The organism is Luteimonas sp. 9C (assembly GCF_902506295.1).
Taxonomy (GTDB): Bacteria; Pseudomonadota; Gammaproteobacteria; order Xanthomonadales; family Xanthomonadaceae; genus Luteimonas.
Genome location: NZ_LR733313.1, coordinates 342,966 through 360,906, shown reverse-complemented (window position 1 = coordinate 360,906; position 17,941 = coordinate 342,966). Strand labels below are relative to the sequence as shown.

Sequence of the window (17,941 nt, the reverse complement as noted above, 5' to 3'; positions counted from 1 at the left end):
CGCACGCAGGCGTCGGCCGGTCCATAGCGGAGACTGCACGCATGCGACCGGCGCGCCCATTCGCCATTGGTCGATACCCGGCCGCGCGTCTGTCCTGCTTAGACGAAGGTCTAGACGCCATCAACGTCGTATCCGGCACACTGGCCGGACGCGTCTGAAAGAGGAGCCCGCCATGTCCCATACCGCTGAAACCTATCCGGCGCCGGCCGGTTTCGCCGGCCCCGACACCCTGACCGCCGAGGCCTACGCGCGCGATTACGCACGCTCGGTGCAGGATCCCGACGGCTTCTGGGGCGAGGCCGCCCAGCGCCTGGACTGGTTCAAGGTGCCGACGAAGATCCGCAACGTGAGCTACGACCTGCAGGACTTCCGCATCCGCTGGTTCGAAGACGGCGAGCTCAATGTCAGCGTCAACTGCATCGACCGCCATCTCGCGAAGAAGGGCGACAAGACCGCGCTGATCTGGGAGGCCGACGGCCCCGACACCGCGTCCCAGCACGTCACCTACGCCGATCTGCACACCCGCGTCTGCAGGCTCGCCAACGCACTGCGCAACCTTGGCGTGGGCAAGGGCGACCGGGTCACGATCTATCTGCCGATGATCGTCGAGGCCGCCGTGGCGATGCTGGCCTGCGCGCGCATCGGCGCGGTGCATTGCGTGGTGTTCGGCGGGTTCTCGCCGAACTCGATCGCCGACCGTGTGTCCGACTGCGGCAGCAAGCTCATCATCACCGCCGACGAAGGCCTGCGCGGCGGCAAGAAGGTGCCGCTGAAGGCGAACGTCGACGCGGCGCTCAAGCTGCCGGGCACCAACACCGTGGAAACCGTGCTGGTGGTCCGCCATACCGGCGGCGCGGTCGACATGCAGATGCCGCGCGACCGCTGGTACGACGCCGTCGTCGACGGGCAGCCCGATGCCTGCGAACCCGAGCGCATGAACGCCGAGGACCCGCTCTTCATCCTCTACACCTCCGGATCCACCGGCAAGCCGAAGGGCGTGCTGCACACGACCGGCGGCTATCTGCTGTTCGCCAGCTACACGCACGAGGCGATCTTCGACCTGCGCGACAGCGACGTGTACTGGTGCACCGCCGATGTCGGCTGGGTCACCGGCCACAGCTACATCGTCTACGGCCCGCTGGCGAACGCCGCGACCTCGCTGATCTTCGAAGGCGTGCCGAACTATCCCGATGCCTCGCGCTTCTGGCAGGTCATCGACAAGCACCAGGTCTCGATCTTCTACACCGCGCCCACCGCGATCCGCGCGCTGATGCGCGAGGGCGAGGCGCTGGTGAAGTCGACCTCGCGCAGCTCGCTGCGCCTGCTCGGCAGTGTCGGCGAGCCGATCAACCCGGAAGCCTGGCGCTGGTATTACGAAGTGGTCGGCGATGCGCGTTGCCCGATCGTCGATACCTGGTGGCAGACCGAGACCGGCGGCATCCTGATCTCGCCACTGCCCGGTGCGATCGATGCGAAACCCGGCTCGGCGACCAAGCCGTTCTTCGGCGTGCAGCCCGCGCTGGTCGATGCCAACGGCGTCGTCCTCGAAGGCGCGGCCGAGGGCAACCTCGTCATCACCGACTCCTGGCCCGGCCAGATGCGCAGCGTCTACGGCGACCATCAGCGCTTCATCGACACCTACTTCAAGGCGTATCCGGGCAGCTACTTCACCGGTGACGGCTGCCGCCGCGACGCGGACGGCTATTACTGGATCACCGGACGCGTCGACGACGTCATCAACGTGTCCGGTCACCGCATCGGCACCGCGGAACTGGAAAGTGCGCTGGTCGCGCATCCGAAGGTCGCCGAGGCGGCGGTCGTCGGCTTCCCGCACGACATCAAGGGCCAGGGCATCTATGCCTACGTCACGCTGAAGGACGGCGTGGACTACAGTGAGGACCTGCGCAAGGAACTCGTGAAGCACGTGCGCAGCGAGATCGGTCCCACCGCGTCGCCGGACCACATCCAGTGGGCGCCGGGCCTGCCGAAGACGCGGTCGGGCAAGATCATGCGTCGCATCCTGCGCAAGATCGCCGAGAACGCGCCCGACCAGCTCGGCGACACCAGCACGCTGGCCGATCCGTCCGTCGTCGATTCACTGGTCAAGGAGCGGTACATCCCGCAGGCGTGACGCTGGCGCAGCTGCAGCGCATGTCGCAGGTGGACGACACTCGCGGTGAAGCCGTGGCAGGCGATGCGTCGTGGTGTATCTGCCGCGTGTCGTCGCCCGGCTCGCCGTTCGCGGCGGCGGTCCCGGCGCTCCGTGCAGCACCGCTGATTCTCCACGCTCCTCTTTTCCCATGGCGTCACACGCACCAATGACCACCCTGCTGATTGCCGACGACCACCCGCTGTTCCGCGAGGCCTTGCGCGGCGCGATTTCCCGCGCCGTGCCGAACGCGCGCCTGCGCGAGGCGCACAACGTGGACGCGCTCTACGCGATGGTCGAATCGGAACCGGACGCCGACCTGCTGATGCTCGACCTCAACATGCCCGGCGTGCACGGTTTCAGCGCGCTGGTGCACCTGCGTGCGCAGTTCCCGCAGCTGCCGGTGCTGATGGTGTCCGCACGCGAGGAACCGGCGGTGATGCGTCGCGCGCTGGACCACGGCGCCTCGGGTTTCGTGCCCAAATCCGCCGATGCCGAAACGCTGGCCCGCGCCGTCGCGCAGGTCCTGGATGGCGACCGTTTCATACCGGAAGCGGCCGCGTCGGCTGCCGGCGTCTCCCCCGGCGAACACGACGTCGCCGCGCGCCTGCGCGACCTCACGCCGCAGCAGTTCCGCGTGCTGCAGATGCTCGGCGACGGCATGCTCAACAAGCAGATCGCCTACGAACTGGGCGTGTCGGAAGCGACCGTCAAGGCGCACATGACCGCGGTGCTGCGCAAGCTGGGCGCCTCGAACCGCACGCAGGCGGTGCTGATCGCCGGCAAGCTCGCGGTGGATCCGGATCCGGACGAGATTCCTGCGGACGCGCGTTGAGTGGATTCGTGCAGTGACCGCTCCTTCCCCCGCGCGCGGGGGAAGGCTGGGATGGGGGCGAACGATCCGATCGCGAGTTGATCGGCTTCCCGAACGACTCCGTGACTTGGGGCCAAGCTCTGCTGGGTTCTGGGGGAGTGCCCCCACCCAACCCGTCCCGCCCGGCGAAGCACGCCAGGCATTCGATCGATCCGCGCGGCATGCCGCGCAAACGGATCGCTCTCATCCCCCGCATGCGGGGGAGGGCTCGCAGCCTCACCGCTTCTGATACGCCCGCGGCAAACCACCTTCGTTCGCCGGCGTTGCCGGACGCAGATAGCGATCGCGCAGATCCGTCTGCCGCGAGCGCATCTCGATCGCGCGGCCGTCGAACCAGACCTGGTCGGCGGTGCTGGTGACATCGAGCGGATCGCCCGACCACAGCACCAGGTCCGCGGTGCGGCCGACCGCGATGGTGCCGATGGAGTCGCCGACGCCGAACGTCTCCGCCGGCACGCGCGTCAGACCGGCAAGGCCCGCATCCCACGGCAGGCCGTGCGCGACGGCGTTGCCCGCGAGCTGGCGCAGCTTGCGCGCGTTGTGCGAGGCATCGCTGGCCTGGGCGAAGCCGACACGCACGCCGGCAGCTTGCAGACGCGCAGCGTTCTCCATCGTCGCGCCGATCTGGTCGAAGTCCGATGGCAGGTTCACCAGCGGATCGACGAACACCGGCACGTTCGCCGCGGCGAGGTCCGACGCGACGCGCCAGCCTTCGGCGCCGCCGCGGATCGCGATGCGCAGGCCGTGACGCTTCGACCAGCGCAACAGCTGGCGGATGTCGGCGGCGCGGTTGACGCCGACGACGATCGTGCCGCGGCCATCGAGATACGGCGCCAGTGCGCGCTTGCCGGCCGGGGTGAGCGCGGCGACGTGCGAGTCGGCCGGCAGGCGGCCACGCGCTTCGTCGATCAGCTGGTCGAGCAGCATCCACTGCGCCGCGCGCGAGGACCCGCTCTGCTCCGCACCATCCGCGCCGAGCGCGAGATACAGCACCTTCGGACCGGCCGGATCGACGCTGCCGTCGAGACGCATCACCGCGCCCTGGCCGCCGATGATCGAACTCGCGCTGCCGGCGGAGATCAGGGTGAAGCCGATGCCCTCGACGCGCGCCACGGGGATGACGATCGAATCGGGATTGAACGCCAGGGTGACGTCGAACTCGGGACGCACCGCCATGTCGCTGGCCTCGCCGAGCGAGAGACGATCGTCGCGCGTGCCGCTTTCGCCCGAGACTTCCTCAATGCCGATGCCGGTCACGCCGCCGAACAGCGTCGGCGTCAGCGGGCGGCCCCTGGCTTCGACGATCTGCGCATCGCCGGCGGCGAGTCCCGCACCGATCGCGGCCACGCGGCCGTTGCGCACCAGCACGTCGGTGTTCTGCAGCGACCCCTGCGGGCCGGCGGTATGCACGGTCGCGCCGCGGATCAGCAGCGATTGCGCGGCGACGGGCAGGGTGGCGGCGAGCAGGGCGCCCACGATCAGCAGACGCGTCATCGCGCGCGGCAGGCGGCTCATCGGGCACCTCCATGGGCGGCGGCGCCCTGGCCGAGCATGAAATCCGAGACCGGCTGACGCGCGGGATCGAAGCGGTCGTAGACGTGCGCGCCGTCGATCCACACCTGTTCGGCCAGCGCGTAGACGGTGAACGGATTGCCGTTCCACAGCACCGCATCGCCCATCTTGCCGGCGGTCAGCGTGCCGGTCTGCTCGAGCACGCCGAGCGACTTCGCCGCGTTCTCGGTGAGCCAGCGGATCGCATGTTCGGGCGTGATCTCGATGCCCGCGCGGCGCGCGCTGGCGATGACTTTCGCCGCTTCCTGGTTGAGGCGCTGGATGCCCTCGTCGGAATCGGAATGCACGATCGCGCAGCCGCCCGGCGCGCGGTCGACGATCGCGATGTTCTCCTGGATGCCGTCGAAGGCTTCCATCTTGAAGCCCCACCAGTCGGCCCACAGTGCGCCGCACACGCCCTCGGCGGCGAGACGGTCGGCGATCTTATAGGCCTCCACGCCGTGATGGAACGCGGTGACCTTGAAGTCGAACTCGTTCGCCAGATCCAGCATCTGCGCCATCTCGTCGGCGCGATAGCAGTGGATGTGCACGAGGATGTCGCCGTCCATCGCGCCGGCCATCGTCTCGACCTTGAGGTCGCGCTTGCCCGGCGAATCGCCGGCCTGCTTGCGCCGGTACTCGGCCGCATCGATCAGCGCCGCCCGATAGCCGGCGACGTTGCCCATGCGCGTCGACGGGCCGCCCTTCTGGCCGTACACGCGCTTCGGGTTCTCGCCGCAGGCCATTTTCAGACCGTAGGGCGCGCCGGGAAACTTCATGTCGGTGACCATCGTCGCGGCGACGTTCTTGAGCGTCACGCCGCGGCCGCCGATCAGGTTCGCCGAGCCGGGCAGGATCTGCAGCGAAGTCACGCCACCGGCGAGCGCCGCGCCGAAGCCCGGGTCCTGCGGCCACACCGAATGTTCGGCCCAGACCTGCGCGGTGTTGGGCGCGGTCGCTTCGTTGCCGTCGCTGTGCGCGCTGGCGCCCGGGCTCGGATACACGCCCAGATGCGAATGCACGTCGATGATGCCCGGCGTGACCCACTTGCCGGTGCCGTCGACGCGCTGGGCGTTCGCCGGTGCGTCCAGACCGGTGCCCACTGCGGCCACGCGCCCGTCCTGCAACAGCACGTCCGCGCCTTCCAGGCGCCGGCCGTCGCCGATCAGCACGGTGGCGTTGGTGATCAGCACCGGCGCCGAGGCGATGGGCGCGTAGGTGCTGGCGTAGGCGGTCGCGCCGACGTGCGAAGCGTCGGACGACGCGGCAGGCGTGCCGGACGAGGACGTGGTGGCGCAGCCACCGAAAAGCGCGACCGCGAGCGCGGCAGACAACAGGCGGGACATCGGCAACTCCCCGAAAACGTGTGGACGGATGGATTTCCCCGGCACGGCGGCGAGGCGCCGTGCGACTGCGCCCGAGTGTACCTGTGGTCGCGCGCCATGGCCGCCGGTGGTCCATGACGCACCGTGGCCGCATGCGAGAATGACCGCGTACACGGAGACCCGGACGATGAAAGAAAAAGAACAGATCGTCGAGAACTGGCTGCCGCGCTATACCGGCGTGCCGCTGGACCAGTTCGGCGAACACATCCTGCTGACCAATTTCGGCGGCTATCTGCACCATTTCGCCCGCCTCACCGGCGCCGAAGTCGTCGGCCTCGACCGGCCGATGCCCAGCGCCACGGCCGATGGCATCACGATGATCAACTTCGGCATGGGCAGCCCCAATGCCGCGACGATGATGGATCTGCTGTCGGCGATCATGCCCAAGGCCGTGCTGTTCCTCGGCAAGTGCGGTGGCCTCAAGCGCAAGAACCAGCTGGGCGATCTGGTCCTGCCGATCGCGGCGATCCGCGGCGAAGGCACCAGCAGCGACTACCTGCTGCCCGAAGTGCCCGCGCTGCCTGCGTTCGCGTTGCAGCGTGCGGTCTCGACGATGATCCGTGACCTCGGCCACGACTACTGGACCGGTACCGTCTACACGACCAACCGCCGGGTCTGGGAACACGATGCCGCGTTCAAAGAACGCCTGCGCGCAATGCGCTGCATGGCCATCGACATGGAAACCGCGACCGTCTTCGCCGCCGGATTCGCGAACCGCATTCCCGCGGGCGCGCTGCTGCTGGTCAGCGACCAGCCGATGATTCCCGAGGGCGTCAAGACCGAAGCCTCCGATGCGCTGGTGAGTGCGGATTTCGTCGAACGGCACATCAACATCGGCATCGAGGCGCTGAAGCTGATCCGCCGGCACGGCAAGTCGGTCCGGCACCTGCGCTTCGACGAATAGCGCGGCGCCGGACGTCGGGGCGCGTCGGAGAAGGGCGGGTCACGAGGCACCGCGCAACGCGCCCGCACCCGGACCTCGTTTCCGCAAGCACGGCGGCCTGGCCGATGATCGAGCGCCCGCCCACGAAAAAGCCCGGCATCCGCCGGGTTTTTTCAGGCCACCACTGCGTCGGAGTCAGTCGGCCGTCGGGCGCTTGACCACGTAGATCAGGCCGTCCGCATGCGCCTGGATCAGATCGGTCTTGGCGATCTGGATCTGCTCGCTTTCATCGAAGACGATCGTCGACAGGTCGCCGCGCAGGTCGCGGCGCGCCACCGACTTCTCGGCCGACGCGGCGTTCTCGGTGATCACCACTACGCCCGCGGTGTCGGCGGACACGACCTTCAGCAGACCGTAGGCCGGATCGATCGGCTTCTGGTCTTCGTCCGTGAACGGATAGTCGGAGAACTCGCTGAGCTGCGCGGCATACAGGTCGCCGACGGCCGGCGATTCGAGCAGCGCCTTGTCGGCGTCGCCACGCTGGCAGGCCGCCAGCAGCAGGACACCGGACACGACGAACAGGGCGGACAGCAGGCGGATCGGGCGACGCGTCATGGAACACTCCGACAGGTGGGATGAATGATCGCGCGGAGTATAGGGCGCGGTCGCGACGAAACGGCGCGGGTGCGCGGGCGGTCCGGCCACGCTAGTCTGCGTCCATGGACAGGATCACACCCGATGAGGTCGTCGCGTTCTGGCGCGAGGCCGGCATGGAGAACTGGTTCCAGGGCGGCGACGCCTTCGACCGGGCATGCGACGCGCGCTTCCGTGATGCGCACTTCACCGCGGGCCGCGGCGAGCTGGAAGACTGGCTCGACACCGCCGAGGGCGGACTCGCAGTGCTGATCCTGCTCGACCAGATACCGCGCAACATCTTCCGCGACAGCGGCCATGCGTTCGCGACCGACGGTCTCGCGCGACACTACGCGCAGCGCATGATCGACGCGGGCCACGATCGCGGATTCGAGGCCGACCTGCGCGGCTTCGTCTATCTGCCGTTCGAGCATTCCGAAGCGCTCGCCGACCAGCGCCGTTCGGTCGAACTGTTCGCCGGTGTCGACAACGAGGTCTACCGCAAGTACGCGCAGGCGCATCTCGACGTCATCGAACGCTTCGGTCGTTTCCCGCATCGCAACCGCGCGCTGGGTCGCATCAACACACCGGACGAGCAGGCCTGGCTCGACGCGGGCGGCGGTTTCTGATGCCGGGCGCGCAGCCGCGCGCCCATCGTCACAGGAACGAATCGGCCAGGCGCGCGATGCCTTCAATGCTGCGTTGCCAGGTCGGTCGCTGTGACCAGGTGTCCGCGTCCAGCATGTCCGACTCGCGCAGATAGTCCTGTTCGATCGCGCGCAGTCGCGCCACCACGCCGGGATCGAAACACAGCAGGCCCGCTTCGGCATTGAGCATGAAGCTGCGGATGTCGAGATTGCTCGATCCGACGAGCGCGATGTCGTCGTCGATGCTCAGATGCTTGGCATGCAGGAAATGCGGCCGGTACAGCGCGATGCGCACGCCGGCGGCAAGCAGTTCGTCGTAGAAGCCGGCCTGCGCCCACGCGGTCAGGCGCTGGTTGTTCGTGGCCGACAGGATCAGCTCTACCGACACGCCGGACAGCGCGGCGACACGCAACGCGCCGAGCGTCGCTTCGTCGGGCACGAAGTAGGGCGTCACCAGCACCGCGCGCCGCCGCGCACGCTGCACGAGCGCGACGAACACATCGCGGGCGTTCTCGAACGGATAGGCCGGCCCGCTGGGCAGCAGCTGCGCAGGTACATGCCCGCTCGGCGCGAGCGGTGGCGCACCGACTTCCAGCACCTCGCCGGTCTCGATGTACCAGTCGCTGGCGAACAACGCCTGCAGTTGCGCGACCACCGGTCCGCGGACGCGCGCGACGACCTCGCGGTTGGGATGGCCGGCCACGAAGTGCGGATCGGCGAGATTCTGCGAGCCCGTCAGCGCGAGGCGGCCGTCGATCACCGCGATCTTGCGATGGTTGCGCAGGTCCATCCGCGCACTGCGCCGCCATGCAAGGCCGCCGGCCAGGGTGGCCTGCACGCTGACGCCCGCGTCGCGCAGCGGGCGCCGGAACGCGCGCAGCCCCGGCTTGGCGCCGACCGCATCGAGCAGCAGGCGGCAACGCACGCCGCGGCGCGCTGCGCGTTCGAGCGCGCCGGCGACCGCCCGGCCTGCCGGGTCGTCGTGCATCAGGTAGTAGAGCAGGTGCACTTCGCGCGTCGCCGCGTCGATGTCCTCGACCAGGCGCTGCAGCGCGCCCGCGTAGTCGTCGAGCAGTTCGACCGCGTTGCCGTTGGTCGGCATGAAGTCGCCGAGCCGCTCGACGAGTCGCGCCGCATCGGCGGGTGCGGAAAACGCATCGGACGGGCGCCAGCGCAGCGCGGTCAACGACGCCTGCCGTTCCCGGATCAGGCGCGACGCCCGTGCCTGCCGCTCGCGCCGCAGCGTCGACAGCCAGGGATGGCCGAACAGCAGGTAGGCCGGCAGCCCGAGCAGGGGCACGAAGCCGATCAGCAGCAACCAGCTGCGCGCGGCCGACGAGCGCGTGCGCGCGGGGATCCACAGCAGGGCCGCGATCCGGATCAGCCAGTCGGCCACGAGGATCCACAGGCCGATGTGCAGGTCGTCGTTCGACATGCATTCGAGTGTGGCATGCGGGTGTGGCGGGGATGGGTGAACCGGTTCGTTTCAGAACTCTGCACGCGCTGCCCAGCAATGCAAACGCTGAAAGTGCGTGATGCGCGCTCGGCAACTCCTTCCCCCGCAAGCAGGGGAGGGCTAAAGCCGAGGACTTGCAGTTCGGGCGTTGTGGAAGCGCTTCCCACCCCACCCTTCCTGGACTACGTGTCCGCGGGGGTAAAAGGATTGGGAGAGGGGCGCGCGCTGCGCGAGCGGAGGCCCTCACGGAATTCCCGCGAGACTTCTGGATTCCAGACACACAAAACCCGCCTTGCGGCGGGTTCCGTGTTGAGGCTGGATCCCAGCCTGACCAGACATTCGTCTGTTGGAAGCCGCTGGGATGATGCAACGTCAGCCGCGCTGAAGCGCGGGTCGTTGCATCACTTGATCTTGCCTTCCTTGTAGATCACGTGCTTCCGGACGACGGGGTCGTACTTCTTGAACTCCATCTTGCCGGGGGTGTTCTTCTTGTTCTTGTCCGTGGTGTAGAAATGCCCGGTGTTGGCCGAGGAAATCAGACGGATCTTGTCGCGCTTGCCTGCCATGTTCTAACTCCTCAGACCTTTTCGCCGCGGGCACGAAGCTCGGCGAGGACGACGTCGATGCCGTTCTTGTCGATGGTGCGCAGGGCCTTGGTGGATACACGCAGCTTGATCCAGCGGTTTTCGCTGGCAACCCAGAAACGACGCTCATGCAGGTTGGGCATGAAGCGGCGACGGGTCTTGTTCATGGCATGCGACACGTTGTTGCCATGCGTCGTACGCTTGCCAGTGACTTGGCAGACTCGGGACATTACGCACCTCGAAGTAATTGATATCGCCCTTAGCCAGGGAGATGGCGGCCCCGATGGCGGTGCCATCGCGCGATACGGGAAGGAAATCCCGCTGCACCACTGCCGGAGAATCGCGCTTCCGGAGGGCAGGTCAGGCCATGTCGCCATGGGCTGGACGCAACGAGCCGGCCATTCTGCTGAAATTCCTCTTGCCGCGCAAGGCCTTGGGGCGACAAGGCATCGAATCGCCTTGTAGGAGCGCCCTTGGGCGCGATGCGCAGTACAGGTGAAGCGCCATCGCGCCCAAGGGCGCTCCTACAGGTCGCGATGTAATCCGCTCAGCCCCGCTTGCGCGCCCGCGGCTTCGCACGGGGCTTCGCGCCCACCGGTGGCGCGGTCTCCTTGCCGGTCAGCACGCCGGCGTCCTGCAGGGTTTCCAGCCAGGACAAGGTGTCCACATACGCCAGGAACTGGCGCAGGTAGTCGGGCGACAGCCCGCCCATCAGGGTCAGCGAGCGGTGGGCGAGGGCGGCAGAGTTCAACGGTCCGGCGCCGGTCGGCACTTCGGCCAGCGACCTGCGGATCTGGCTGCCGGTGCGCAGCGTCGACCACAGCGTGCGGAAGTCGTCGACGGCGGGCAGCTCGGGATAGGCGGCGTCTGCTGGCGACATGTCCGTGCGCGCGGCCATGCCGTCGACCAGCGTGCCCAGCGCGCTGCGCGTTGGCGTCGCATCACGTGCATCGCGCGATCGGCGTTCAAGAACGCGCGCGTACGCGTCGACCAGCGCGACCAGCGTCGCGTCGAGGGCCTGCCGCGCCGCGCCGTCCCGTGCCGACGCACGCCGATGCAAGGCTGCGATGCGGTGGAAGCGCAACGGGTCCACGCGATCGGCGCCGGTGACGCGCCACCCGTCGAGCACCGCGTCGATGTCGATGCCGTCAGCGGCCATCGGGCTGGGCGGCGGCCTGCAGACGCGGCACCGGCGCCATCTCCACGCGGCGGTTCTGCGCGCGGCCCTCTGCATCCGCGTTGGAGCCCACCGGCTGCTGCGCACCGAACGCCGCGGCGAACACCGATTCGGCCGGCACGCCCGCGGTGATCAGACCGCGGGTGACGTTCAACGCGCGCTGCGCGGAGAGCTCGAGGTTGTCGGAGAACCGGTTGCCGTCGCGCACCAGGCGGTCGTCGGTGAAGCCGCTGACCATCAGGATCTCGTCGCGCGACGCCAGGTACTCGGTCAGCGGCCCGGCCAGGCTCTGCAACAGCTCACGGCCTTCCGGCTGGAGCTGGTCGGACGCGTCGGAGAACAGCACGCTGCCGCGGATGCCGATGCGACCGTCGACCAGGGTGATGCGCCCGGCCGCCAGTGGCGCGGCCAGGGCCTGCTCCAGCGTCTGCCGGCGCTGCTCTTCGGCCTCGCGCTGGGCAATTTCCGCATCCAGCTTCATTTCCAGCTGCAGCTGCACGCCGATCACGCCGACCAGGATCAGCACGAACGCGCCCAGCAGCACCGACATCAGGTCGCCGAACGCGGCCCAGATGGGCGCAGACGATTCGTGATCACCTTCCAGCTCGACGCTCATGCCGACGCGGCGCGCGATGCGCCAAGCTGCTGCAGGTCTTCGATGATCTGCTTCTGCGCCAGCACGCTGAGATCCACCACCTCGCGCGCCTGCGCGACGTAGTACGCCAGCTGCTCGTCGCTGCGCGCCAGCGATTTCTCCAGCGCGTCCTCGATGCCCTGCAGGCGCGTCGCGAGCTGCTGGTTCGATTCGCCGAAGACCTCGACCGCGGCGCCGAACGCTTCGCCGAGACTCGCGACGTCCGCCGCACCGACGCTGAGCGTCGTCGCCACGCCGTCGAGCTTGCCGGTCTCGGCAATGATGTGATCGGTGAAGCGCGTGCCCACGCGTTCCAGCAGATCGGCCGACGTCGCGACCAGCGCATCGATCGCCGCGCGTTGTTCGGTCGAGGCGTGATTCACCGCGCGCAGCAGCGTGTCGAGCGTCGACAGCATCTGCGTGCGTTCTTCCAGCATCGCGGTATCGCGCACCATGCTCTCCGACAGCGACCGGCGCAGTTCGGCGATGACCTCGGCCGCCGCGCGCGGCGCTTCCGATGCGGTGTCGACCAGGCGCGAGATCTCGGCGATGGTCTCGCTGGCGTGGGCCTGCGTCTGCGCGCCGATGGTGTCGGCGGTGCTGGCCAGCGTGTCGCAGATCGCCTGCTGCTGGCGCGTGGTTTCAGCGCCGGCCTGCGCCCAGTCTTCGCGCAACGCCGCGCCCATCGCCGTGAGACTGCCGGTCCACGCGGCGAGGCGCTGCGCGTCCTGCGCGGCGAGCGCGGTCTGCAGCGCGGCATGCGAGGTGTCCACCTGCTGCAGCAGCGCCGCCGAGTGCGATTCGAACGTCGCCGCGGCTGCGTCGAGCGCCTGCCGGTGCTGCGCGCTCATCGCCTCGTTGGTGGCGGCCTGCCGGTCGAGCGCATCGCGCCAGGCGGCGCCGACCGTGCCCGCCGTCGCATCGAGACGCGTGGCCACGCCATCGACCAGTGCGGTCGCGCGCTGGCCGAAGGTGTCGCCGATGCCATCGAGCGTGGTGCGCAGATCGGAGGTGAGCGTTTCGTGCGCCGCCTGCTGCGCGGCCAGCACGGTTTCCCAGCGCTCGGCCACGTTCGCCGTCGACGCATCGAAGCCGGTCGTCAACGCCTGCAGCTGCCGGTCGACGGCACCGGTCACCGTGTCGTGCAACGCGGTGGTCTGCGCCGTCGTCGCGTCGAGACGCGTGGTGACCTCGCCGAGCAGGCCGTTCGCGCGCTGCTCGAAGCTCGTGTTGAACCCGTCGAGCGCGCCACGCAGGTCGCGCGCCAGGGTGTCGTTCGACGCCTGCTGGCCATCCACCGCCTGCTGCCAGCGTTGCGTCACGGTCGCGGTCGAAGCCTCGAAACCGGCATTGAGGGCCTGCAGCTGACGTTCGACCGCATCCGACACGGTGGCCTGCAGCGCAGCGGTTTCGCGTGCCAGCGCGGCCATCGTCGTCTCGAACACGGGCTGCAGCGCAGCCGTCGCGGCGCGGGCGCTGTCGGCGACGCTGGTCTGCAGGGCGCGCTCGACCGACGCGGCGAGTTGCGCGTAGACCACTTCGGTGCGGCCGTGGAAGGCGTCCTGGCTGGCCGCATGGCGCTCGCCGGACGCGGCGTGCTGCTGCTCGATCGTCGCCATCATCGCGCCCAGTCGCTCGACCAGCGCCGGCATCACCTCGGTCTGCTGCTGCAGCAGGCGCAGGGTTTCCTCGCGCTGGTGCGCCTGCGAGTGCGTGCGCAGCGTGGTCGCGGCGGCCACGTCCAGCAGCTGCACGGTGTGTGCGCGTTCGCGGCGCAGCAGCGCGGAGGCCAGGCCCAGCATTGCCGAGGTCGCGATGCCCGCGATCGAGGTGCCGAACGCGAAGCCCAGGCCCTTGACCGGCGCCGCCAGCGAATCGCGGATCGCCTGCAGGTCGGTCGCGGTCTCCAGCGCCATGCCGGTGCCGCGCAGCATCACCATCATGCCCAGCAGCGTACCCAGCATGCCCAGCAGCACCAGCATGCCGACCAGATACGGCGTGAGTGCGGGCACCGGCAACGCCACGCGTTCGCCTTCGATGCGCAGGCGAACCGCGTTGCGCAGGCCGGCATCCAGCCCGCCCAGCCAGTCGCCCAGCGATGCCGGCGGCTCGCCGAGTTGCCCGACTGCGTCGGAAAGCGTGGCCGTGGCGCGGTGATAGCGCAGCAGCTCCAGGCCGCCAGCAACATGGCAGGCGCCGATCAGCAGCGTGACGGCGAGCGCCAGCGTGTTCGAGCCGATGTAGCCGAAGGCGATCCAGCCGACGACGGCCAGGCCGAGGGCGAACGCGATGGCGGGAAGCAAGGTGGTGCGACTGCGTGGGGACATAAGGACTGCGTCAGTGGGTGCGCAGCGCTGCGAGCAGCGCTTCGACCGGTTGGAAACGGACATCCAGTTCGGCGATCAGCACGCCCTGCATGTCCCTGCGAAAACCATCGAGCCAGGCCGCGGACGGATCCGTGGCCGCGTCACCTGCAGCGGCGCGCAGCCGCTCGAAGTGCGCTTCAAGCAACGCCGGCACCGCGCCGAGCAGGCTGTGCTCGCGCGGACTCAGCGCGCCCTCCATCACCGCATCCACCTCGGCCAGCCGCGCCATGTCGGCCGAGCGCTGCGCCAGCCGGTCGCGCAGATCGCCGCGCAGCCGGCCGGTCGCGGCCTGCATCGAACGCTGCAGCGTCAGATGGCGCTGGCGGAACGGCGCGAAGTCGATCGCGGGTGCGGCTGCGTCGGTCTCGTCCGGTGATGCCACCGCCTGTGGCTGCGGAATCGCCAGTTCCGGCGCATCGGCGATCGCTGACAGCAGCGTCGCCCGCGCCTTTGCGCAGACGTCGGCATCATCGCGATCAACGACTTGCGCGCCTTGTTCAGCCTCGGGCGCCTTGGCATCGAGCACCTTCGACAGCACCACCGCCCGCGTCCAGTCGATCCACTGCGCCAGACGCTCGGCCGGCGCCGGGCCGCCTTGCGGCAGCGTGTCGTCGGTCAGGCGGGCCAGCAGCCGGACGAAGGTCGGGCCGTGGAAGGCGGTGTGGGGCGGGGAATCCAAGTGGGGAGCGCGCAAAAGACGGCGATTTTAGCGCGTGGCGGGCAGTGGCCGCTGATACAACTCTTATGAGCGGAAGATTGCGTCCAGCTTCTGTTGCGGATTCGACAATCGGCGATCAGCTTTCCTCGATATGGTGCGTCTTGGTGCAGAAGCTTCGAAAGCGGCATCTTGAAGCTCAACCACCGACTCCTGTTCCCACAGTACCGCTTGCGTCATCGTTCCGATCGCTGATACTCGCCGCAGTCTCGTTCGTTGGTGGCCTGAGAGATGACAGAAATCCGAAATGGAGTTCGCGGGATGCATCTGTTGCGTAGTGCGCGATTGATATCAGGGACTGAAACGCCCGCTGGCGATGGGATAACCGGGGCGCTTCGTTGCGTTATCGAGGATGATCAAGGCAAGAAGTTTGCAGCAGTTCTAAAGTCTGGGCCGTTAGGTGAGATTGCTGCGGAAGCTACAGCTTCCCTTCTCCTTAGCGGATGGGGACTTCCGGTGCCGCAGCCCTATTTGGTTAGTAGAGAAGAAGAGATTTGCTTTGCGAGCGCAGACGTGGGCTACCCCAATTTGAAGAAGAGCTTGAGCTGGGATCATGCGAACCCTGAGGCTAAGGCTGCCATTGAAGGTTTGGCGTTCAAGCTCGTGTGTGGCTTTAAGACAATGCCTCTCGCCGCGGCTTGTGATGAGGCGATCGACAACCGCGACAGAAATCTCGGAAACATTCTCTGGGATGGGCAGGAAGAAGTCTGGATCGATCACGCTTTTAGCTTTGGAATTGGTAATTTGCCCGACGCAAACAAGCTTTGTTTCATGGCAATCTCAGCCGGTGCGACCGAGGAAGTCCAGCGTAGCGCTCTCGCTGCTTCTATGACCTTGGACAGAACCCTCAGCCGTAGAGTCGAAGACGAACTTCACGGTTCTGTCGTTGAAATGCCCGAGCTCCTTCTAAATGTCTCAATGAAGTTGAGCTCGATCGGTGCATCTTTGCTTATGAGATTTCCGCAGCCGGAAGATCTTTTCGGGCATATCAAATGACTAATCTGCTCAAAGAAGATGTAGTGCTGAATCCATGGCGGCCGCTCTATTGGGAGCCGGTCACAGGGACAGGAGAGCGACTTATGGTCGGCGTCGTCTACTCCTTCGCAGGAGAGTTCTGCGCCGCAAGAACAATCAGGAAGGATGTTCTCGACTGTCTCTTCGGAAAATCTTCTGCAGGGATTCTGAACCTGATTGATGAATCACTGCGAGCTGCGCAAGCAGCTTCAATGGCCCTTGGAGGGCTCGATAGCCTTTGCTCCCCAATTTTTGGCTTGGTTCCAGGAGAGCTCCGCGCTACTCAATCGAAGTCGCCGCGTGACTTGATCGAAACGGCATGTCTTCTGTACAGCAGTTTGGTAAACCTCGACAAGCTCGATGAGGCCGATGAGAACGATGCTCCGCAACAAGAAGAGGTGAACCGTCGATTCGGAACTGAAGTTCGCCTAGAGGTTTTAAAGATTAGGCCAGCACTTGTTAGTGGATTTGGAAACGGTGCGCAGCTCGTTCCAGGCGGTCAACGCGTGCGATTCGGTTTCTCATCGCCAAAAGCAATAATTCATTTCACCGTTCTTCATCCTGTTCGTCACAGTGGAAGCATGAAGGACGCCAGGGCAAAGATATTTGAACTACAGCAGGCGAGGAAGCTTTCAGGCGTTGGTGTCGCAGCGTTGATTGCTGGAACTCCACGCCTGGACGATCCGACACTAGGTTCGAAGCAAAGAGATCAGCTAAGGGATAATCAGCTTGAAATTGAAAGTGAGGCTGATGCGGTCAACCTGCGCTGGTACTCGGCGCACAGTGCAAGCGAAGGCGCTTTACGAGTTGTCGAACTTGCCGACTGAGTGTAGATCCGACCGCCCACGAAGTGGGTGGCATAGGCAGTTAGTGGTGTCAGGTTAGCTTCTCCGGTCTCGGATTGCTTCTATGCTGAGTCAGAGACCTTTTGGGAGCGCGTGACTGTTTGTAGGCATAGGTCGTCGCGTACTTCAAAGCTCCCGTCGGGGCTAACAGTTCCAGGTTCATTTCTCCACCCAACTTCCAGATTCCGGTGCGTCGGGCATCGCTGCAATGGTCGCGTTGGACGGCTTTCTGGGGGAGCTCGCATTCTGGAGACACTTCTTGGCTTGCGCGCCAGCCGGGCCTTCCGCAGCGGCAATCCGGACAATAGAACGCCCGAGGCTCAGACCTCATCCGTTGGAGCCGTCCGATGCCAGGCGCATTCCGATTCAAGTCGAGCAAGGACACGCTGAGTGCCGGTGATATCGGCGCACTTCGCAGGATCTGCCCGCTTTCTTTCGGCGAGATCCAGCGTCGTGCTGCAGATGGCCTTGTGATGCTCGACGTTCCCGTGTTTTCCGGCGAGTGGCCTGCGTCCAAAACGACGGTGGTCGGACTGCTTGCGGGAATCGAGGACGGCAGCCTTCCGCTGCGGGTGCTGTGGGTCGAAGCGTGCGAGATTCCAGATGCTGATGAAACGCCAGTCACGGTGTCCGAAGCACGCGAGCATCTGCAGCGGTTCCGTGACATCGCACTCGAGCAGGACAGGCAGCAACAGCTCGCGCTCGGGCAGATCGCTTCGCCAAATGACTACGTGCCGCTTCTGGAGCATGAGGCCTGATGTATCGACTGGACGTTGCGATGGTGGGAACACATCCCTGTCCCGTGTCATTCAGACGAGGCTGAAGTCGCGCGGGATCAAGCCAGGGATCGAAGCGCGGTGTCTCCTTGGAAGTGGTCAGCGACCGAGGCGTGAAAGACGAGCGCTTTGACGGGTAGAGCCGATGTCCCGTTGGCAGGCTCAAGTCTTCGCACAAGGCCGTGCGCGGTAGGATCGTCGGCCCAGCGCGGTTGGTCTCATAAGCCGGCTGTCATTTTCTTGGAGTCGTTC

At 66.8% G+C, this 17,941-nt stretch carries 16 protein-coding genes and 1 pseudogene; 7 read left to right on the top strand and 10 right to left on the bottom strand.

Annotation, left to right across the window (positions count from 1 at the left end; genetic code table 11):
- Positions 1–172: 172 nt before the first annotated feature.
- Both acs and CURTO8I2_RS14720 read left to right on the top strand, forming a co-directional pair.
- Positions 173–2,101, top strand: a pseudogene (gene acs / locus CURTO8I2_RS14725) (acetate--CoA ligase); the annotation flags it as partial.
- Positions 2,102–2,318: 217 nt separating this feature from the next.
- Complete coding sequence (locus CURTO8I2_RS14720; protein WP_159681991.1) at positions 2,319–2,984, top strand: response regulator transcription factor; 666 nt, start codon at positions 2,319–2,321, stop codon at positions 2,982–2,984.
- Positions 2,985–3,239: 255 nt separating this feature from the next.
- On the opposite strand, the gene CURTO8I2_RS14715 is transcribed toward CURTO8I2_RS14720, so the two are convergent.
- On the bottom strand, positions 3,240–4,538 hold the full coding sequence (locus tag CURTO8I2_RS14715) for an amidohydrolase family protein (protein WP_159681990.1): 1,299 nt from the start codon (positions 4,536–4,538) through the stop codon (positions 3,240–3,242).
- Entirely contained in the window at positions 4,535–5,920 is a 1,386-nt protein-coding gene (locus tag CURTO8I2_RS14710; protein ID WP_159681989.1) for an amidohydrolase, read from the bottom strand. Before CURTO8I2_RS14710 ends, CURTO8I2_RS14715 begins: the two co-directional genes overlap by 4 nt.
- 166 nt (positions 5,921–6,086) lie before the next feature.
- Here CURTO8I2_RS14710 and CURTO8I2_RS14705 point away from each other — a divergent pair, with 166 nt between their 5' ends.
- A complete protein-coding gene (locus CURTO8I2_RS14705) occupies positions 6,087–6,863 on the top strand; it encodes an AMP nucleosidase (RefSeq protein WP_159681988.1) in 777 nt (258 codons plus the stop codon).
- A 174-nt stretch (positions 6,864–7,037) separates the two neighbouring features.
- Here the strand turns inward: CURTO8I2_RS14705 and CURTO8I2_RS14700 are convergent, their stop codons facing one another.
- Positions 7,038–7,457 (bottom strand): hypothetical protein, encoded by a 420-nt coding sequence (locus CURTO8I2_RS14700; RefSeq protein ID WP_159681987.1) that lies wholly within the window; start codon positions 7,455–7,457, stop codon positions 7,038–7,040.
- A gap of 104 nt (positions 7,458–7,561) precedes the next feature.
- Between CURTO8I2_RS14700 and CURTO8I2_RS14695 the strand changes: the two genes are divergently transcribed.
- Positions 7,562–8,104, top strand: a complete 543-nt coding sequence (locus CURTO8I2_RS14695; RefSeq protein WP_159681986.1) for a DUF924 family protein — start codon at positions 7,562–7,564, stop codon at positions 8,102–8,104.
- A 28-nt stretch (positions 8,105–8,132) separates the two neighbouring features.
- On the opposite strand, the gene cls is transcribed toward CURTO8I2_RS14695, so the two are convergent.
- The 7 genes from cls to CURTO8I2_RS14660 form a co-directional block, all read right to left on the bottom strand.
- Positions 8,133–9,557: a cardiolipin synthase gene (cls, locus tag CURTO8I2_RS14690; RefSeq protein ID WP_159681985.1), complete on the bottom strand. Its 1,425-nt coding sequence runs from the start codon at positions 9,555–9,557 to the stop codon at positions 8,133–8,135.
- Between the two features lie 422 nt (positions 9,558–9,979).
- Complete coding sequence (gene rpmG, locus CURTO8I2_RS14685) at positions 9,980–10,144, bottom strand: 50S ribosomal protein L33 (RefSeq protein WP_096296520.1); 165 nt, start codon at positions 10,142–10,144, stop codon at positions 9,980–9,982.
- 11 nt (positions 10,145–10,155) lie between these two features.
- A complete protein-coding gene (gene rpmB / locus CURTO8I2_RS14680; protein ID WP_096209782.1) occupies positions 10,156–10,392 on the bottom strand; it encodes a 50S ribosomal protein L28 in 237 nt (78 codons plus the stop codon).
- A gap of 317 nt (positions 10,393–10,709) precedes the next feature.
- On the bottom strand, positions 10,710–11,321 hold the full coding sequence (locus CURTO8I2_RS14675; RefSeq protein WP_159681984.1) for a DUF2894 domain-containing protein: 612 nt from the start codon (positions 11,319–11,321) through the stop codon (positions 10,710–10,712).
- A complete protein-coding gene (locus CURTO8I2_RS14670) occupies positions 11,311–11,955 on the bottom strand; it encodes an OmpA family protein (RefSeq protein WP_159681983.1) in 645 nt (214 codons plus the stop codon). The genes CURTO8I2_RS14675 and CURTO8I2_RS14670 overlap by 11 nt, the downstream gene beginning before the upstream one ends.
- Positions 11,952–14,300 (bottom strand): DUF802 domain-containing protein, encoded by a 2,349-nt coding sequence (locus CURTO8I2_RS14665; RefSeq protein ID WP_236551176.1) that lies wholly within the window; start codon positions 14,298–14,300, stop codon positions 11,952–11,954. Before CURTO8I2_RS14665 ends, CURTO8I2_RS14670 begins: the two co-directional genes overlap by 4 nt.
- Positions 14,301–14,310: 10 nt before the next feature.
- Complete coding sequence (locus CURTO8I2_RS14660; protein ID WP_159681981.1) at positions 14,311–15,018, bottom strand: DUF3348 domain-containing protein; 708 nt, start codon at positions 15,016–15,018, stop codon at positions 14,311–14,313.
- Between the two features lie 297 nt (positions 15,019–15,315).
- Here CURTO8I2_RS14660 and CURTO8I2_RS14655 point away from each other — a divergent pair, with 297 nt between their 5' ends.
- From CURTO8I2_RS14655 to CURTO8I2_RS14645, 3 genes are all read left to right on the top strand, one after another.
- A complete protein-coding gene (locus tag CURTO8I2_RS14655; RefSeq protein ID WP_159681980.1) occupies positions 15,316–16,050 on the top strand; it encodes a hypothetical protein in 735 nt (244 codons plus the stop codon).
- Positions 16,047–16,895, top strand: a complete 849-nt coding sequence (locus CURTO8I2_RS14650; RefSeq protein ID WP_159681979.1) for a hypothetical protein — start codon at positions 16,047–16,049, stop codon at positions 16,893–16,895. Before CURTO8I2_RS14655 ends, CURTO8I2_RS14650 begins: the two co-directional genes overlap by 4 nt.
- Before the next feature lie 365 nt (positions 16,896–17,260).
- Positions 17,261–17,671 carry a hypothetical protein gene (locus CURTO8I2_RS14645; protein WP_159681978.1) on the top strand — a complete coding sequence of 137 codons (411 nt, stop codon included), beginning with the start codon at positions 17,261–17,263 and terminating at the stop codon, positions 17,669–17,671.
- The last annotated feature ends 270 nt before the right edge of the window (positions 17,672–17,941 follow it).

What these genes read in the sequence shown, in the direction of transcription:
- CURTO8I2_RS14720 (WP_159681991.1), top strand. Translation starts at nt 2,319, where the DNA reads ATGACCACCCTGCTGATTGCCGACGACCACCCGCTGTTCCGCGAGGCC.
- CURTO8I2_RS14715 (WP_159681990.1), bottom strand. Translation starts at nt 4,538, where the DNA reads ATGAGCCGCCTGCCGCGCGCGATGACGCGTCTGCTGATCGTGGGCGCC.
- CURTO8I2_RS14710 (WP_159681989.1), bottom strand. Translation starts at nt 5,920, where the DNA reads ATGTCCCGCCTGTTGTCTGCCGCGCTCGCGGTCGCGCTTTTCGGTGGC.
- CURTO8I2_RS14705 (WP_159681988.1), top strand. Translation starts at nt 6,087, where the DNA reads ATGAAAGAAAAAGAACAGATCGTCGAGAACTGGCTGCCGCGCTATACC.
- CURTO8I2_RS14700 (WP_159681987.1), bottom strand. Translation starts at nt 7,457, where the DNA reads ATGACGCGTCGCCCGATCCGCCTGCTGTCCGCCCTGTTCGTCGTGTCC.
- CURTO8I2_RS14695 (WP_159681986.1), top strand. Translation starts at nt 7,562, where the DNA reads ATGGACAGGATCACACCCGATGAGGTCGTCGCGTTCTGGCGCGAGGCC.
- cls (WP_159681985.1), bottom strand. Translation starts at nt 9,557, where the DNA reads ATGTCGAACGACGACCTGCACATCGGCCTGTGGATCCTCGTGGCCGAC.
- rpmG (WP_096296520.1), bottom strand. Translation starts at nt 10,144, where the DNA reads ATGGCAGGCAAGCGCGACAAGATCCGTCTGATTTCCTCGGCCAACACC.
- rpmB (WP_096209782.1), bottom strand. Translation starts at nt 10,392, where the DNA reads ATGTCCCGAGTCTGCCAAGTCACTGGCAAGCGTACGACGCATGGCAAC.
- CURTO8I2_RS14675 (WP_159681984.1), bottom strand. Translation starts at nt 11,321, where the DNA reads ATGGCCGCTGACGGCATCGACATCGACGCGGTGCTCGACGGGTGGCGC.
- CURTO8I2_RS14670 (WP_159681983.1), bottom strand. Translation starts at nt 11,955, where the DNA reads ATGAGCGTCGAGCTGGAAGGTGATCACGAATCGTCTGCGCCCATCTGG.
- CURTO8I2_RS14665 (WP_236551176.1), bottom strand. Translation starts at nt 14,300, where the DNA reads ATGTCCCCACGCAGTCGCACCACCTTGCTTCCCGCCATCGCGTTCGCC.
- CURTO8I2_RS14655 (WP_159681980.1), top strand. Translation starts at nt 15,316, where the DNA reads ATGCATCTGTTGCGTAGTGCGCGATTGATATCAGGGACTGAAACGCCC.
- CURTO8I2_RS14650 (WP_159681979.1), top strand. Translation starts at nt 16,047, where the DNA reads ATGACTAATCTGCTCAAAGAAGATGTAGTGCTGAATCCATGGCGGCCG.
- CURTO8I2_RS14645 (WP_159681978.1), top strand. Translation starts at nt 17,261, where the DNA reads ATGCCAGGCGCATTCCGATTCAAGTCGAGCAAGGACACGCTGAGTGCC.